We start from the raw sequence: 16169 nt of genomic DNA on the forward strand, positions 1-16169 counted from the left end.
TTCTCGTTTAAAGATTGACTTTAAAAACCTAACGATTTGGGATTTGGGGTTTTAGGGGTTTGGGGAATAATAATAGCTAGATTTCCCTAATTCCCTACACCCCTATTTCCCTAAGCGAGAAGTATTGACCCATTACCCATTAACCTTATTTAAACCCCAACAGTCATTTCGGCTTCTTTCTGGGCCATGGATAAAATTAAATCGATCGCGCGATTGGAATAACCCCATTCATTGTCGTACCAAGCGACAACTTTAAAGAAGTTACCATTCAATTCCATGCCTGCCTCGGCATCGAAAATACTAGAATGGGCATCGCTAGTGAAGTCGGTCGAAACCACGGGATCATCTGTATAGCCAAGAACACCTCTCATTTCGCCTTCTGCGGCCCGTTTCATTGCTGCACAGATTTCTTGATAGCTGGTAGCCTTTTCGGTACGGAACGTCAGATCAACGACAGACACATCAGGGGTCGGAACTCGCATTGCCATGCCTGTGAGTCGGCCTTTTAATTCTGGTAACACTAGGGCCACAGCCTTAGCCGCACCGGTCGAAGCAGGAATAATATTTTGGGTGGCACTACGGCCTGCTCTCAACGCTTTTTTGCTGGGGCCATCTACTGTAGGTTGGGTTGCTGTCATCGCATGGATCGTGGTCATCAGACCTTCGCTCAAACCAAAGTTGTCATTAATTACCTTGGCGATCGGCGCCAAGCAGTTTGTTGTGCAACTGGCATTCGAGACGATCTCATCTTTACGGGGATCGTAGCTATGATGGTTTACTCCCACTAAAAGAGTTTTTACTTTCTCGGGATCTTTGGTGGGTGCGGAGATGACAACTCTTTTCGCTCCTGCGGTGAGATGTTTGGCGGCACCTTCGTAGTTCGTAAATAGTCCTGTTGCTTCGACCACAAAGTCCACATCATATTGTTTCCAAGGTAACTCTTCAGGGTTTTTGATGGAGACACAAGGAATAGTCTTGCCGTTGACGATAATTGCTTCTTCTGTCGCCTCGATAATGCCAGGAAAACGACCATGAGTCGAATCGTATTTGAGCAAATACGCGATCGCTTTCGCTGCGACGAGATCGTTAATACAAACGAATTCTAGATTGGGATTATTAATTCCCGCGCGAAATACCAATCTACCAATGCGACCGAAACCATTAATTGCTACTTTAATTGGCGGCATAGTTATTACTCCCTATTTATAATGTTTGCAAATACTCTTATGGAAACTGTTATATTTTTACTTCCTTATTTTTCTGTAGAGGGGGCCTCCCTATTATTAAAATGCATGTTCTATTTTTTTGACGGGAGGAAACCTTAAAAAATAATTACTAAATTGAAGATCTTGAGAAGAAATACTACGCATGTCAGGGAACCTAGATAAATTACACGACTTAAAACTTTCTGCTCCAATCATGACTGGCGTTGGTTTTTAGGTGGTAGTTTTTAGGTTAGAGTAGGCAAATCAACTATTTTGCCAGATTGGCATGTATCGCTAACCAGATACAGGGAGGTTCCGAACTGGTATAGACAACGCGATGCTTTTGATGGGCCGGGATCAACAAATAATCCCCTGCTTTTAATCGAATTTGAGAACCGTCAACATAAGCCAAAATGGCCTTTCCCTGCAACAACATGACCCATTCATCTCTATCCTGGTCATACCATTGCCTAGATGGTGTCGTTTGTCCGGTGGAGATAATCCGTTCAACTAAAATATTATCGGTAGAGGCTAAAGTCTCAAATAATTCTTTATTAGGCAAAGATGGGGGGAAATCAAAAATATTTGGCATTTTCAGACAATTATTCGGTATTAAGTCAGCCCAAATCTCATAAACTAGGTAATTCTAGAGGAATTGAACCAATAGCACCTGTCCGAAAATCCTGTAGAAATTGACGCGCTACTCGTTCTTTATCGCCTTGATAGCGCTTTTGGGCCACGGTATGCAAATAAGACTCTCCAGTGAGAGCTTCTGGCTCTACACCATAACGGGATTGTAGAATCTTGCCAAAATCTAATTTCATGATCAAATCAACCATTGCCGCAGCAACTAATTGATTATCATAGGAAGCCTGGCCAATATCTTCGCAAATCGCCAATTTGACGGCATTTTCCTGATTATATAATTTCCAGGGGATCACTCCAGGCGCGTCTAAAAGTTCAATTTCTTGGGACATTCGCACCCATCGCAACTGGCGAGTGACCCCTGCTCTGCGTTCACTAACTACAGCTTTTTTTCCTACCAAACGATTGATTAACGCTGATTTCCCTACATTGGGAAACCCAATAACTACCGCTCGCACAGGACGAGGACGCATTCCGCGATCGCGCCGCCGCTGATTCATGGCTACCCCGGCAGCTTGAGCAGCAGTTTTGACCGCCTTAATACCTTTACCTTTTTTGGCATTAGTAAAATAAGTTTTGGTTTCTTGAGCTTTAAACCATTCCAACCATTGTTTCTGAACCGACTCGGGGATCATATCCATGCGGTTGAGAATAGAAACCTTGGGTTTCTCCCCAATCCAATCGGCCACTTGCGGATGATGGGATGCTAAAGGAATCCGCGCATCTCTCACCTCCAAGACCACATCCACCCTTTTTAATTGCTCTTTCAGTTGCCTTTCTGCCTTGGCAATATGACCTGGATACCATTGGATAGTAGGAGAAAACATGGTTTGTAATGATTTAAATGTTATTTATTGAAGGCCGAGCCAAGCAAGTAAGCCTTTCCCTGTAAGATACTCGATTACGATGGCTAAAGTAAAACCAATCATCGCTGCTCTACCATTAAGACGTTCGGCATATTTGTTAAAACCAAATTTAGGATCTTCCAATTTTGGAGTAACTGTTGGTTGAATTTGAGTCATTGGTCTATAAATTGAATTAATTAAATTATTTTTACAAAACTTTACTTGTTAACTTATATTAATCAATTTCCTCTAACTTAAGCAAACTAAAAATTATTGGGCTTCGCCCTTGACGGTAGATGGTAGAGGTCAGAGGGCAGAAGTTTTAAATTAGTTAACATTTGCAGTACATGTTGTGTTATCTCTCAGCCAGATCGGGATAATATTTAGGAAATTAGGAGTTATGAAGTCAGCAAAAGTATCTTGTTGCCTCCTCATCCCTCATCCCTCATCCCTCATTCCTCATCCCTCATCCCTCATCCCTCATCCCTAAAAAAATGTCTGGTATTTATAAAAGCCGATTGTTTAATTTTCTCAATCGCCAAAAGATTCGTTTTAGCAATCAATTTGGTATCGCATTACGGAACTTTCAATTGGCTGCGGAAACGGGAGTAAACATATTACTGTATCCTGTTTATTTAATTACTAGGACTGGGATGTCTAAGCGACAGCAACTTGAGTCGGATTCTAGACCGTCAAAAACTCAAGTCAAACGTAACTCAGGAATTCCCATGTTAGGGGATGATCTTTGGGCGGACAATGAAGAGGATAATCTAGTAAGCAAGACAGATCGAGCCAATGCTGTTCTGGCCTCCACGAAAGCAGATCGAATGAGTTCTCGATTATCTCAACAAGGACAAGATGATTCGAGGAATTCCCCGGCAACTGCCCCCATCAGATTTTTCCGCAAAATGTGGAATTGGGCAAAAACTACTCCTGTTGCAACTAAGCTTAACCTTTTCGGTAGGGCGAATATTGTTGCCGCGAACCCTACTATTTCATCGCCAACTAGCACTTCTGACAATTCCTTGAGCCTACTACTATCTTCTTCTCTCTCGTCGGAAAAAGAATCTTCTGCCATTCAAGAGTTAATTCATAGGGCGATCGCGTACTTCTTTGGCAACAAACGAAAATCAATATCTGGCGAAACGAAAGAAGCTTTACCCAGTTCTCAATCTCCAGAAACAGCAATAATTCAATCAAGGCCAGTCAACCTTTCTGTTATTGCTTCTCCTGAGACGACAGAATCTAAACTGACTTTTTTCTCCAAAGTCAATATTTGGCTTGAAAAAATAAAATCAACTCTGAATGATTCTTCTCGTTCCGATATTGAATCATCAGAACCAGACTCTTTTGCTGTGCAAGTGTTAATTCGTCGTGCGATCGCACATTTCTTTGGTAATAAGCAAAAATCAATATCTGGCAAAACTCAAGGAGTTATATCTAGCTCTCCTGGCTTGAAGCGCAATTATTCGGTGGCCTTACCTTTTTCAACTTTTAGTCTAGCGTCAGAATCGAATACTCTATCTGTTAGTTTACCTTTTACGTCATGGAACTTAAGATTACCTAGTTCTCTCCAAAAGAATTTACTTTTGTCTGATGATTCGGTGAATAATTTACCCATAATTGATCGTAAATTGATGGGAGCCGCAACAGTTTCTCTTAATATCTGCTCAGAAAGTACCTTATCTATCAATCAAACACCCCAAGAAAATTTGGCCAATATTCCCTTAGAATTTTCCTCAGATTTCTGGGAAGCTGAAGTGATTAGCGTTGGCTATGCTAAAAGCATTCTGGAAAAAATCTTAGAATTTCTCGATAAAATAACCTGGTGGCTCGAAAAACAATTTGTCAAACTCTGGCAATTTGTCAAGAAAATCTTAAGTAACAACTGAATAGAAGGCTGCTTTGGCTGCTGCTTGCTCTGCTGATTTTTTGGAGCGCCCGACACCCTTTCCTAGAAGACTGGCTTCCTGTGCCCCAACTTTAGGCAACCATACTTCTGCAACAAAACGCTTGTCTCTGGTCGCGGATTTTGTATTTTCTGAGACCTTATATTTCGGTAGGATTTTATATTTTCCCTGAGTCCATTCTTGGAGTGCATCTTTATAATTTCCCCTTGCTGGATCGCTTCTCACCTTGGCCGATTGTTTTTGCAAAGCTTCATCCAACCAAGGTCGAATCAAATCCATATTATGAGTACTCAAGTATAGAGCGCCCAGGATGGCCTCAAAAGCATCTGCCAACCAAGACTGCCTACCCGTGCTGTTCCCTTTGGCATTAGGGCCAATAATTAAGTAAGGTTCAATTCCATAATATATTGCTAACTCTGCTAAAACGCGATCGCTGACCACGATGGAACGAACAGCCGCAAATTCTCCTACAGTCTCTTCGGGATAGGTTTCCAACAAAATCTCAGCAGAAATCAATCTGACTACGGCATCGCCCACAAACTCTAACTGTTCATAATTTCTCTGCTCAGAAGCACTAGGATGAATAAGAGCTAAATCTAGCAAAGACCAATCAACAGGAGCATTGGCAGGTAACCCTAACTTCTGAGTAAGTTGTTGTAATTGTCTTTGGCGTCGAGGATCTTCAAACATTAAAATTTTCTAAAAAAAATAGAGAGAGTCGGCACATAAGCCGGATTCTGTTCTTAGATGAGGATGTATAAGTGTACTACACATTCTTCTAAGGGCGGTTATCTATCTGGGATGGCTGTTACCAACCACCTCTTGCGGCTCACCTTTAGCGGGATTGGAAAAAGACCAACCCTAATCCCTTCGGCCTTGCTCCCAACCGGGGTTTACCTAGCCAGCACCTCTCGATACTGCTGGTGCGCTCTTACCGCACCTTTGCACCCTTACCTCAATCAATTATCAGTCATCAGTTATCAGTTTTCATTTACTGTTCACTGTTAACTGTTAACCCTTCGGGAAGTGCGCGTTCCTTAGCTGATGAGACATCAGCAGGGTCGCACTTCTGTTCACTGAAAAAGGCGGTATTTTTCTGTGGCACTATCCTCACAGTCGCCTGCACTGGGAGTTACCCAGCAAGTTTGGTCTTTCGGGAGTCCGGACTTTCCTCACTCATTGACAATTTTTGTGACAAAAAGTGCAACCACCTCACCTACTCTCTCTATCTCTAGTTTATTTTAATATGGAGTAATCATATCCAACCGGAACATTAGGGGTTTCCCCCACGACAAAATTATTCATGAACAAAGATTCTGAAATTACTTCCTTTTCCCCAAGCTCTCCTGCAGTCAAAAAAGTTGCCTCAACTTTAATCTTGTTGGGAAACCTCGGATTTTGGTTGCAGTTGCTGTTAGGGATTGTCTCTTTGATGTTGCTCTTATTTTCTACCCCTCTATTGGGTAGTAATAGCAAAACCAGTGGCAACGAAAATCTGGCTCTTTTTTGTGCCACGATCGGTGTTTTAACTCTAGCTCTAAGTATATTTTTCTTTTTCCGCCGTTATATTTCTATTGGCAAATCTTTGAAGAATGCCCGTTCTAGTAGCGATCGCCCAAACAAGAAATTTACTATTAGATTAATTAGATTGGGACTAACCTCTAATCTCGCGGGAATGTTCATTGCAATTATTGGAGCAGAAGCTTTTGCTGGTTTGCTATATCAGAAAGCTTCTTTAATCCCCACTGGTTCAACTACTATTTTTCAACCTAGTCAATTAATTAATTCCGTGGAGATTATGGCTCTACTTGCCAATATTCATACTATATTCTCCCATTTCGCCGGGATAACTCTTGGATTAATCCTACTCGAACGCATCAATAAATAGAATAAAAAGCCTCATAATTTTTTCAATTTTCAATTGACTAAGATGCAACAAACTCGTTTAAATGAATTAGTCGATACCGCAGCTGGTCAAATAGAACTGCTGTTCAATAATCCTTGGCGCAGAATTTCTCTGAATATCATTGCTCTATTGATGGGCTTTTTTATGGGATCGGCGATCGTATCTAGTGCAGGTCAGGATGCCGTCTGGGATATTACCGGCGCAGCTGTCCTCTTAATTTTCGCAGAATTGTCAAGTAGGTGGATTTATGGGCAAAATAAAAAATCCTCTGCTATCATCAGGCAATCTCTTTTCCTGGATATTTTAAATAAATTTAAGATCGGCATTACTTATAGCCTATTCTTAGAGGCATTCAAACTAAACTCGTAGTATGATGCAAAAACTTGATTTGACCACTACCAGTATCTTGCTGAATTGGGCTCATGGAAAACAGCCTAACGCAATTGAGCTAGAAGAACTCATCAAAAAAGAATTAGCAAATACAGAGAAAGCCCAAGCATTTGGAGTCAATCAAGATAATGCTCAACAGTTGATTGAAGCTAGGGCACAGCTTTTCTGTTCGGCTCATTCTAATGTCATAGAATGGTGTCATCTTCATGGCATAAAAGATACGGGTAATAAGATTCTCAATTTGATGTGGAATCTTTGGCTGCCTTTGGCGGTCAATTTAGCAGAGCTGCGTCAAAAATTAGGTCGTACTCCTATTCAAGGCATCTTAGGTGGTCAGGGAACAGGAAAAAGTTTTTTGACGTCGATTTTACGTCTGCTCCTGAATCACCTTGGTTACACAACTGTCAATCTGTCTCTTGACGATCTTTATAAAACCCATACAGAACGCTTTCGTTTACAAAAAACAGATCCTCGGCTAATTTGGCGAGGTCCTCCAGGTACTCACGATATTTATTTAGGCCTAAAGACTCTGGAAAATTGTCTACAAGAAGACTATGGGGAACCAATTGAGATTCCTCGGTTTGATAAATCTGCCCACAATGGAGAAGGAGATAGGGGAAAACCAGAAACTGTTGCCCAAGTAGATATTGTTTTGTTTGAAGGTTGGTTTGTGGGGCTTAGGCCGATAAACGAGAGTATTTTCGACAATCTGGCTGAGCATCCTTTGCCGCCTATTATCAGTCAGAAAGATGTTCGATTTGCCAAGGATAATAATGAAAGACTCAAAACCTACGCCATTTTATGGGAAAAATTGGACAGTCTTTTTGTGCTTTACCCTGAAGACTATCGTTATAGCAAACAATGGCGCAAAGAAGCGGAACATCAAATGATTGCTGAAGGAAAAACTGGCATGAGCGATCAAGAAATTGAGAATTTCGTTGATTATTTTTGGCGATCCTTGCACCCGGAACTATTTATTAAAATTTTGATTCGACAACCTGATGTCGTCGACTTAGTGATCAAAATTGATAAAAATCATAACTACAGCAAAATATATAAACCTAACTGATTAGATTTTTTGTCATATCTTCCATCTAAACGCGATCGCAAGAGCTCTGACCCCGAGCGATCGCATTTGAAGAACAGGAATCTGAACTGGAGCTTTTGTTTTATTCCACAATAACCTCTCCGAGCATGCCGGCTCCACGATGAGGTTGACAGTAATAAGGATAGATCCCAGGACTCGTAAAGGTTGTTTCATAGGTATTTCCTGGCGAAAATACCATTTGTTTATGGGATTCGATATCGCTATCAGAAAAAACCACGTTGTGAGGGTACATTTTGTTGTTGACCCATTCCACAGTATCCCCCACGTTGATGGTTATCGAGTTGGGGTCAAATTGTAACAAGCCATTATCTGTTCCCATCTTAACTTTGTAAGTAGCGGCTAAGACCGGATTGATATTTATCAAGAAACTAGTAAGCACTAGCAATGCAGTAGAGAGGAGTAAAGTTAGTTTTTTTATCATCGGTTATAGAATTGCCAAACGCGCATTATTTGTTATGCGGTTAATCTTTGTTACAAAGGATCTTACTACAAGAGTTTTACGGTTCGTCTTTCGGGATTTCCCTAACACCTAACACCCAACACCTAAAACCTTTTGCTCGCAATTAACTTAATTTTGCCAAGTCGGGTCTTGACTTGTCTTGGAAAACTAATGCAGGATAAGATAGCGATTGGGTTTATTCAACAAATTGAGAAGGAGAATCAATGTTTAAGAAATTATTGGCAATGGCTTTTGCTATCATCACTGTGGCCACTCTTGGTTTCGCTAATCCTGCTTTAGCTGATGGTGCAGCAACTTTCAGTGCTAATTGTGCTGCTTGTCATTCTGGTGGGGGTAATGTTATCAACCCTACAGCGACTCTTAGCTTAGCTGATTTGCAGAAGAATGGAAAAGACTCCCTTGAGGCCATTGTCACTCAAGTGACCTATGGTAAAGCACCGATGCCTGCCTTTGGCGGCAGATTGACTGATGCGCAAATTGAAGAGGTCGCAGCATATGTTCTATCCCAAGCAGAAGCTGGTTGGTAGATTGTAGTTTTTACCACAATTAAATTTACTCTTTAATATCTTAAAATCCCCGATCGCATTATTCTGAGATTGGGGTTTTTTGTTGCATAATATGAAGAGAATATTACAAAAGATTAAGGGTTAACAATATGGACCGAGGCAAAATTGTGGCAATTATTACTGGAGCAATCTCAATTGCGATCGCGATCGCCTATCTGATTTTGGTGCAAATATTGGATTCAAGAGGTGCCATGATTCCAGCCCCCATCAATGTTATAGATGTTATCCATCCTTGGTTGTTTTAGACTTACGGGCTCTAATTAAACAGGCTCCAAACCCAGCGAAATATAAAAAATGTCAGGGTGGCAAATCCGACAACCATCAGCAATAGTAGAATTGTTAGACCAATTAAAAATAACAGACTGTTCTGGCGATTCGACTCATCTTGGGGCACTGACACCTGACTTTCTAAAAGATCCATATTCCTGACATTGGCTTTCCAAGCAACATCGAATACATCCCCGACAACAGGAACAGTCCCCGCAACAGAATCAAACAAGAGATTGGCCACCATTTGCCAGAGGATTTCACGGGAAATGCCCATTCTCGCCGCTTCGATGATAATGTAAGCACCTAGCGCCCCCGCGATCGTATCTCCACCCCCAGGAATTAATCCTAAAATAGGATCTAAACCTAGACGATATTTAGTTCCAGGAATTGCGATCGCATTGTCGAGAATCTGAGAAAGACGACGCAGACTATTAATCTTTTTAGGATCAAGTGATTGTTTCATAATTTCGAAGGCAGAGGGCGAAATGAAGGCAGAGGGCAGATGGCAGAGGGCAGATGGTAGTTTTGTCTTTAACCTAAAACCTAAAACCTAACACCTAACACCTAACATCTAAAACCTAACTATAGCTTAAAACAGTATTATGTAATAACATGGCCACTGTCATGGGGCCAATGCCTCCGGGAACGGGGGTGATATAGCTGGCAACCTGGGAGACAGACTCAAAATCAACATCTCCCACCAGACGAGATTTGCCTTCGGCTTCGATGCGGTTGATGCCTACATCAATAACTACAGCATTGGGTTTCACCATCTCCGCGGTTATAAACTCTGGTTTCCCAACTGCTGCAACCAAAATATCGGCTTCTCGACAAACTGCGCCTAGGTCTTGAGTCCGAGAATGGGCAATGGTTACCGTGGCATTTTGTTCTAATAACATGAGCGCTAAGGGCTTGCCAACTAAAATGCTTCTGCCTACTACCACTGCTTTCTTTCCTGCGATCGCGATATTATATTCTTCCAAAAGTCTCATGACGCCTGCGGGGGTACAACTTCGCAATCCTGTTTCCGATCGCACTAGTCTACCTAAATTAGTCGGGTGCAAGCCATCAGCATCTTTATCTGGGTCTATTTTCAGCAACAAACCTACTGAATCAAGGTGTTTTGGCAAGGGTAACTGTACGAGAATGCCATCTACGCGATCGTCCTGATTTAATTTGAGGATTTCCTGTTCTAAAATTTCTTGAGTTGTATTTTCAGGAAAATGTCGACCAAAGGAAGCAATTCCTACTCTGGCACAGGATTTTTCTTTGTTCCGAACATAAACAGCACTAGCTGGATTATCTCCCACCATGAGCACTGCCAACCCTGGAGGACGACCAATTTTTGGCTCCAAGACGGCAATTTGCTCTTTCAGCCGGGCTTGAATTTTTTTCGCTAAAGTTTTTCCATCAAGTATTTTAGATTCAGTGTTAGTCATAAAATCGCTCAAGTTTTGCTCAACTATCCTAATTTTATTGCCCTAAACCCCATACTTTTTGCATAAAAGCTAAAACTTTTTTCTACTGTTTAAAATAATCTCTTGTTCCCTTGGCATCTAGGGCTTCTCCCAGACGGTTCAAACCATGAATATAAGCAGCTGTACGCATATCTACTTCCAGCTTTTGGGCGATCGCCCAGGTCTTCTCAACTTCTGTTTCCATTTTAGTTTTCAGGCGTTGATTTATTTCTTCGAGCTCCCAATACCAGCCATTACGATTTTGTACCCATTCAAAATAACTAACGGTTACTCCTCCTGCATTAACCAAAATATCAGGAAAGATCTTGATGCCCTTGGCTAACAATATTTCATCCGCCGCTGAATCAATCGGGCCATTGGCAACTTCAAAGATAAATTTTGCTTTAATGTCTGAAGCATTAGCCGCGGTAATCTGATTTTCCAAAGCCGCGGGAACGAGAATGTCAACATCTAACGCCAGTAATTCTGCGTTGCTAATGTTTTGATGTTCCACAATGCTGCAAACACTGTCATCGCAGTAAACAGCTTTGATGCGACGACTTTGGGCTTTATGATGTCGAATACTGGGGATATCTAGACCTTGAGGTGCATAGATCCCCCCTTGAGAATCACTAACCGCTACTACTTTATAACCAGCCTTAAATAATAGTTCGGCAATAATTGCTCCTGCATTTCCAAAACCTTGAACTGCTACGGTGGTCTGTTCTGGCTTGATGTCGAATTTGGGTAAAATAGCTTCGATTACGTAAAAAGCTCCTGTGGCAGTAGCTTCATTTCTTCCCTGGCTTCCGCCTAAAGTTAGGGGTTTTCCTGTGACAACACCTCTAACGAGTTGCCGATTAATGATACTATATTGATCCATCATCCAACCCATAATGGTGGAGTTGGTATAAACATCGGGAGCCAGAATATCAATATTGGGGCCAATGAAACCTGCGATCGCATCTACATAACCGCGACTCAATCTTTCCAATTCTGATTTGGATAATTCCTTGGGATTAACCGTAATGCCACCTTTCGCCCCACCAAAGGGCAAATCTAATAAAGCACATTTAAAAGTCATCCAAAATGCCAAGGATTGGACTTCATCGAGGTTAACTCCAGGATGATAGCGAACTCCGCCTTTGCCAGGCCCTCTTGTATCGTCGTAGCGGACTCGGTAACCAGCGAATACTTTTAAGGAGCCATCATCCATTCTCACGGGAATATGAACCGAAAGAGTTGCCTTGGGATAGCGTAATCGCGCGATCGCATCTTCCGAGATATCGATATGTTTTAAGGCTTTTTCTAATCTTTTCCCGGCATCAGATAGTAGAGAGGCGTTCTTGCTAGCTAATGGTGGGGATTGGGTATCATCAACCGCAGAATTATTAAGATCATTTTCTTGAATTAGTTTAGCCATCACGACAGCTCCCGATGCGAATGAGACTCATATCTCCATTAAAGATCAAGAAAATGTATAATTTGTTACTTTTTTACTTTTGTTTACATTACACCGAAGGCAGAAGGCAGAGGGCAGAGGGCAGAAGTTAGAAGTAAAGCTAAACCTTATGCAATTATGCGAAGCGACATTAAGAGTATTACCTAATTTAGCTAAAACTTGGCTAAGCTGGGGGCGAAATCTATCGGAGTATTATCTATGGTTAGTGTTGCCTATGCCAGTGTTGATGAGCGCGCTAAATTTATCCAGCAGACCTATACTCACTTAGCTGGTGCGATCATTGCTTTTATTATTGTTGAGTTTATTTTTTTTCAGATTGGATTAGCCAGAGCTATTGCCGATTTTATTTTTTCCACCAGAATGGCTTGGTTTGCAATTTTGGGTGGCATGTCCTTGCTCGGGTGGTTTGCTCGGGAGTTGCTTTCGCAGAATGATGATCGGGAAACTCAATACAAAGCCTTTGGAATATATATCATCGGTAAGGCGATTATTTTTGCTCCCATACTCTATATTGCGGCCAACTATACCGGAGACTCCAATTTGATTCCCACCGCAACTATTCTCACCTTATTTTTGTTTGCTGGTTTGACAACCATTGCTTTTACTTCTCGCCAAGATTTTTCTTTTTTAAATAGTATTTTAAAAGTTGGTGGTTTTGTCGCTTTAGGTTTGATTATTTGTAGTTTACTCTTTGGCTTTAGTTTGGGAATTTGGTTCTCTGCGAGCATGATTATTTTTGCTTCTGCTGCTATTTTGCGGGACACTTCTAAGGTGATTCACAGATATCAAACCCATCAATATGTTGCAGCGGCTTTTTCCCTATTTTCTTCTGTGATGTTGCTTTTTTATTATGTTGTTCGTATTTTAATCAGAACTCAGTCCCGCCGTTAGGCATTGTTTGTGCGATTAGTTACACAACTTGGTAGCTTATGTTCTAGTCAAAAATGGTGTTAGGTTTTAGATGTTAGGTTAAAAATAAAGGCATTAATCCTTTGCAACTACTTAAAGATTCCCAATTCAAATATTTTCGCCAATCCTCCCAGCATAACTAAAATCAGACCTACTAAAACACCACGATTAATAAATTCTTGATTAGCTATTCTTTTATCGAGCTGTTCTACTTTGGTATCCAATGATTTAATGTCACCTCTAACTTCGGCCAATTCTACTTTTACATCAGAGATTTCTTTTAATATTGCTTTTTGATCAGAGTCAACTTCTTTTTTAAAATCAGAGATTTCTTTTAATATTGCTTTTTGATCAGAGTCAACTTCTCTTTTAAAATTAGAAATTTCTTTTAAGATTTCTCTTTGATCCGACTTTATTTCTCTGAGTATGTCGGCTAAGTCAGTCTCAATTGTGGGATTGGTCATGTTTTGCTTTTCTTTTTCCTATATTCTTATATTCCTATATTACATATTACTGTTAATATTATTTTTGATTCACTGGGGTTCGATCATAATTTGTAGCGTTTCTCGGAATCATAACTTATATTTTCTTGTTCACTGTCCTTGTTTCCCTATAGGCTGTCCCCTGAGATAAACAATCAATTATTTAAACTTGTATCAACAGTTATAAAATCATAATTACCAAAGATATTTAAAACTTCTGTATATCCTTGTAATTCTTGTAATGCTGATTCAACTTTAGGATCTCCCACGTTTCCTTCCAAATCCATATAAAAAAGATATTCCCCCAAAGACCTTTTTGTCGGTCGAGATTCAATTTTACTCAGATTAATATTCCTTTCGGCGAAAATTTGTAATGGCTTTACTAGAGCACCAGGAACATTTTGCGGCAAACTAAAAGCTAGAGAAAGACAATTACCTTGATTAATATTTTCCACCCCAACAACCAAAAAACGCGTGCAATTATCAGGGCGATCGTTAATCTGGGATTTCACAATAGGGACTTGATATAGCTGGGCTGCTCTAGCAGATGCGATCGCGGCAACCTGTGAATCCTGTTGGGGAAATTTTAAAGCTTCTGCCGTTGAATTAGTCGGCATTAATTTGACCTGAGGTACATTGGTTTCTAACCATTTTTGACATTGACCCAAGGCTTGAGGATGGGAATAAACTGTGGTGAGCTCTTCGAGGGAATTATTGCGAGACAACAACATATGACAAATGGGAATGGTAAAACCCCGTAAAATCTTGAGATTTGTCCTTTGCCACAAACTGTCTAATGTCATGGTTACACTGCCCTCAACAGAATTTTCTATGGGCACCACCGCACAATCACATTCTTGATTGGCCACGGCTTTTAGGGCAACAGCAATACTAGGGTGAAGCTTAAAGCTAACTTCCTGGCCTTGATTATCTCGTAACCATTTTGCATAGGCTAAAGCTGCGGTTTCCGAATAAGTTCCAGTAGGGCCAAGATGGGCAATAGAAATTGTCATAGAAAAAAAATCTTTACTTTAAAGATACAAACTATAAAGTTCTGTGTACATAATCGTTTTTGAAGAAATGTAACCTAAAATTGATAAAGATCTCCAAATTTTAAGTAATCTCACTTATGTACGCTCGTTTTAAGGCCACAGAATTAGTAAAGATACTAGCACCAGAAGCTCAAATTCCGATCCAACATTATCTGCGCCAGCCCCATCGCTTGGTCACTGCCATCACAAACCCCCAGCTCATGACCAAAGAAGCTGAGAATTTATACAACCTTAAAATGCGTCCCATTAACTTTATGGAGATTTATCATTTTCAACCAACAGTCAAACTGAAAGTCAAATCCGACGCCAAAGGCACAGTGTTCTTGAGTTCCCAAGAATGTCATATTGAAGGTATAGATTATATTAATCGTCGTTTTTCCCTCAAGCTCAAAGGGATTCTCTATCCGAAAACTATAGAAAACAAAACCATGCTACATGGTCAAGCAGATCTCGAAGTAGGAGTAGATGTTCCTGCTGCTTTGGTATTTACCCCCAAGGCTCTAGTTGAAATGACTGGGAATGGTCTGCTCAAGAGCATTTTGGGGAGAATCAAGCAAAGACTTGTAACTCAATTGCTGCAAGACTATCAGGAATGGGCAGCAACCGAAATCAATATTCAAGAGCCTTCTAAATCTCAGTTATCCGCAGATTATGGGTTTTAAAATTCCCCTAACAACCTATTTTAAATTATTATAGCCTCGTCACCTCTAGTTTTTCTCCCCGTTCCCCGTTCCCCGTTCCCCATTCCCGAAAGCTCTGATTTATCCGACTTTACGAGTCAGTAACGGATTTAACGATGGTTAAAAATAGTTACAAGTATAATATAATTTTATTTTGAAACTTGTTTCGATAAGTGTCGTCTAACATTATGAGGATATTTCCCAACTTCTGACTTTCAGATAATGTGGATATACTGAAAAACCTAACTCCTAAAACCCATTTGACCTCGCACAAGTATTTTAATTATGCCTCATATTTTTTCTGCGTTTGATTCGGTTTTACGCCTAAAATTTATTCCTATTTTTTCTGCCACTTTGATCAGCGCGCTCTCTATTCTGGCAAGTCCTCAAAACCTAACCGCACAAAATCTTTCGGATAATGGTTCAATTACGATCCGTTCTGATTCCCAAGAGGCTAATTCTGAAACAGGGGTGATTACGGCGCAAGGAAATGTCCAGATAAATTATCCTAGTAGACAAATCCAAGCGACCTCAGCTCAAGCGCAATACTATAGTCGGGAACGTCGTTTGGTTCTCAATGGCAATGTGTATGTGATCCAGCAAGGAAATAGTATGCGAGCAGAAAGTATGACTTATTTAATTGATGAAGGTCGCTTTATTGCCACTCCTCGATCAGATCGTCAGGTAGAATCAAATTACATTGTCACAGAACCAATCTCTGAACAGTGATTTTTAAAGGATAAAGGATGAGGGATAAAAGATGAGGAATTATAAATTGTGATGCCATAGTGAAGAAAAGAGATCATAATCTTAAAAGTAAAG

Annotated in this window: 20 protein-coding genes and 1 other RNA gene; 9 read left to right on the forward strand and 12 right to left on the reverse strand. The window is 40.7% G+C overall.

Annotated features, from left to right (window positions below; translation table 11 throughout):
• Nucleotides 1–149: 149 nt before the first annotated feature.
• The 4 genes from gap to XEN7305_RS28405 all read right to left on the reverse strand — a co-directional run bounded on the left by gap (nt 150) and on the right by XEN7305_RS28405 (nt 2872).
• The gene (gene gap / locus XEN7305_RS20565; protein ID WP_006511439.1) at nt 150–1187 is read right to left on the reverse strand and encodes a type I glyceraldehyde-3-phosphate dehydrogenase; all 1038 of its coding nucleotides are present in this window, start codon (nt 1185–1187) and stop codon (nt 150–152) included.
• Nucleotides 1188–1473: 286 nt separating this feature from the next.
• Complete coding sequence (locus tag XEN7305_RS20570; RefSeq protein WP_006511441.1) at nt 1474–1797, reverse strand: cupin domain-containing protein; 324 nt, start codon at nt 1795–1797, stop codon at nt 1474–1476.
• 37 nt (nt 1798–1834) lie between these two features.
• A complete protein-coding gene (gene ylqF / locus XEN7305_RS20575; RefSeq protein ID WP_006511442.1) occupies nt 1835–2677 on the reverse strand; it encodes a ribosome biogenesis GTPase YlqF in 843 nt (280 codons plus the stop codon).
• Between the two features lie 24 nt (nt 2678–2701).
• The gene (locus XEN7305_RS28405; protein WP_006511443.1) at nt 2702–2872 is read right to left on the reverse strand and encodes a chlorophyll a/b-binding protein; all 171 of its coding nucleotides are present in this window, start codon (nt 2870–2872) and stop codon (nt 2702–2704) included.
• A gap of 317 nt (nt 2873–3189) precedes the next feature.
• On the opposite strand from XEN7305_RS28405, the gene XEN7305_RS20585 reads away from it, so the two are divergent.
• On the forward strand, nt 3190–4587 hold the full coding sequence (locus XEN7305_RS20585; RefSeq protein ID WP_006511444.1) for a hypothetical protein: 1398 nt from the start codon (nt 3190–3192) through the stop codon (nt 4585–4587).
• On the opposite strand, the gene rnc is transcribed toward XEN7305_RS20585, so the two are convergent.
• Nucleotides 4573–5295 (reverse strand): ribonuclease III, encoded by a 723-nt coding sequence (rnc, locus tag XEN7305_RS20590; RefSeq protein ID WP_006511445.1) that lies wholly within the window; start codon nt 5293–5295, stop codon nt 4573–4575. The genes XEN7305_RS20585 and rnc overlap by 15 nt on opposite strands.
• Before the next feature lie 20 nt (nt 5296–5315).
• Nucleotides 5316–5828, reverse strand: an RNA gene (gene rnpB / locus XEN7305_RS26980) — RNase P RNA component class A.
• A gap of 80 nt (nt 5829–5908) precedes the next feature.
• Between rnpB and XEN7305_RS20595 the strand changes: the two genes are divergently transcribed.
• The 3 genes from XEN7305_RS20595 to XEN7305_RS20605 are packed head-to-tail and all read left to right on the forward strand — an operon-like array spanning nt 5909 to nt 7970.
• Nucleotides 5909–6493 carry a DUF3611 family protein gene (locus tag XEN7305_RS20595; protein ID WP_006511446.1) on the forward strand — a complete coding sequence of 195 codons (585 nt, stop codon included), beginning with the start codon at nt 5909–5911 and terminating at the stop codon, nt 6491–6493.
• A 42-nt stretch (nt 6494–6535) separates the two neighbouring features.
• Nucleotides 6536–6880 carry a DUF565 domain-containing protein gene (locus XEN7305_RS20600; protein ID WP_006511447.1) on the forward strand — a complete coding sequence of 115 codons (345 nt, stop codon included), beginning with the start codon at nt 6536–6538 and terminating at the stop codon, nt 6878–6880.
• 4 nt (nt 6881–6884) lie between these two features.
• Nucleotides 6885–7970, forward strand: a complete 1086-nt coding sequence (locus XEN7305_RS20605; protein ID WP_006511448.1) for a hypothetical protein — start codon at nt 6885–6887, stop codon at nt 7968–7970.
• A 100-nt stretch (nt 7971–8070) separates the two neighbouring features.
• Here the strand turns inward: XEN7305_RS20605 and petE are convergent, their stop codons facing one another.
• The gene (gene petE, locus XEN7305_RS20610; RefSeq protein ID WP_006511449.1) at nt 8071–8430 is read right to left on the reverse strand and encodes a plastocyanin; all 360 of its coding nucleotides are present in this window, start codon (nt 8428–8430) and stop codon (nt 8071–8073) included.
• 242 nt (nt 8431–8672) lie between these two features.
• Here petE and XEN7305_RS20615 point away from each other — a divergent pair, with 242 nt between their 5' ends.
• Nucleotides 8673–8996, forward strand: a complete 324-nt coding sequence (locus tag XEN7305_RS20615; RefSeq protein ID WP_006511450.1) for a c-type cytochrome — start codon at nt 8673–8675, stop codon at nt 8994–8996.
• A gap of 128 nt (nt 8997–9124) precedes the next feature.
• Nucleotides 9125–9280 carry a hypothetical protein gene (locus tag XEN7305_RS29380; protein ID WP_006511451.1) on the forward strand — a complete coding sequence of 52 codons (156 nt, stop codon included), beginning with the start codon at nt 9125–9127 and terminating at the stop codon, nt 9278–9280.
• Between the two features lie 11 nt (nt 9281–9291).
• On the opposite strand, the gene XEN7305_RS20620 is transcribed toward XEN7305_RS29380, so the two are convergent.
• The 3 genes from XEN7305_RS20620 to XEN7305_RS20630 all read right to left on the reverse strand — a co-directional run bounded on the left by XEN7305_RS20620 (nt 9292) and on the right by XEN7305_RS20630 (nt 12185).
• Nucleotides 9292–9768 carry a DUF4112 domain-containing protein gene (locus tag XEN7305_RS20620; protein WP_006511452.1) on the reverse strand — a complete coding sequence of 159 codons (477 nt, stop codon included), beginning with the start codon at nt 9766–9768 and terminating at the stop codon, nt 9292–9294.
• 115 nt (nt 9769–9883) lie between these two features.
• A complete protein-coding gene (gene folD / locus XEN7305_RS20625; RefSeq protein ID WP_006511453.1) occupies nt 9884–10744 on the reverse strand; it encodes a bifunctional methylenetetrahydrofolate dehydrogenase/methenyltetrahydrofolate cyclohydrolase FolD in 861 nt (286 codons plus the stop codon).
• A gap of 82 nt (nt 10745–10826) precedes the next feature.
• Entirely contained in the window at nt 10827–12185 is a 1359-nt protein-coding gene (locus XEN7305_RS20630; RefSeq protein WP_006511454.1) for a Glu/Leu/Phe/Val dehydrogenase, read from the reverse strand.
• 237 nt (nt 12186–12422) lie between these two features.
• Between XEN7305_RS20630 and XEN7305_RS20635 the strand changes: the two genes are divergently transcribed.
• Nucleotides 12423–13115 (forward strand): Bax inhibitor-1 family protein, encoded by a 693-nt coding sequence (locus XEN7305_RS20635; RefSeq protein ID WP_006511455.1) that lies wholly within the window; start codon nt 12423–12425, stop codon nt 13113–13115.
• 107 nt (nt 13116–13222) lie between these two features.
• Here the strand turns inward: XEN7305_RS20635 and XEN7305_RS20640 are convergent, their stop codons facing one another.
• Nucleotides 13223–13597, reverse strand: a complete 375-nt coding sequence (locus tag XEN7305_RS20640) for a hypothetical protein (protein ID WP_006511456.1) — start codon at nt 13595–13597, stop codon at nt 13223–13225.
• 173 nt (nt 13598–13770) lie between these two features.
• On the reverse strand, nt 13771–14628 hold the full coding sequence (gene pheA / locus XEN7305_RS20645; RefSeq protein ID WP_006511457.1) for a prephenate dehydratase: 858 nt from the start codon (nt 14626–14628) through the stop codon (nt 13771–13773).
• Between the two features lie 116 nt (nt 14629–14744).
• Between pheA and XEN7305_RS20650 the strand changes: the two genes are divergently transcribed.
• Together XEN7305_RS20650 and XEN7305_RS20655 are read left to right on the forward strand one after the other, a co-directional pair.
• Complete coding sequence (locus tag XEN7305_RS20650; RefSeq protein ID WP_006511458.1) at nt 14745–15329, forward strand: DUF1997 domain-containing protein; 585 nt, start codon at nt 14745–14747, stop codon at nt 15327–15329.
• Between the two features lie 303 nt (nt 15330–15632).
• Entirely contained in the window at nt 15633–16076 is a 444-nt protein-coding gene (locus XEN7305_RS20655; protein WP_006511459.1) for an LptA/OstA family protein, read from the forward strand.
• Nucleotides 16077–16169 lie beyond the last annotated feature (93 nt).

This window comes from Xenococcus sp. PCC 7305 (assembly GCF_000332055.1).
GTDB lineage: Bacteria > Cyanobacteriota > Cyanobacteriia > Cyanobacteriales > Xenococcaceae > Xenococcus.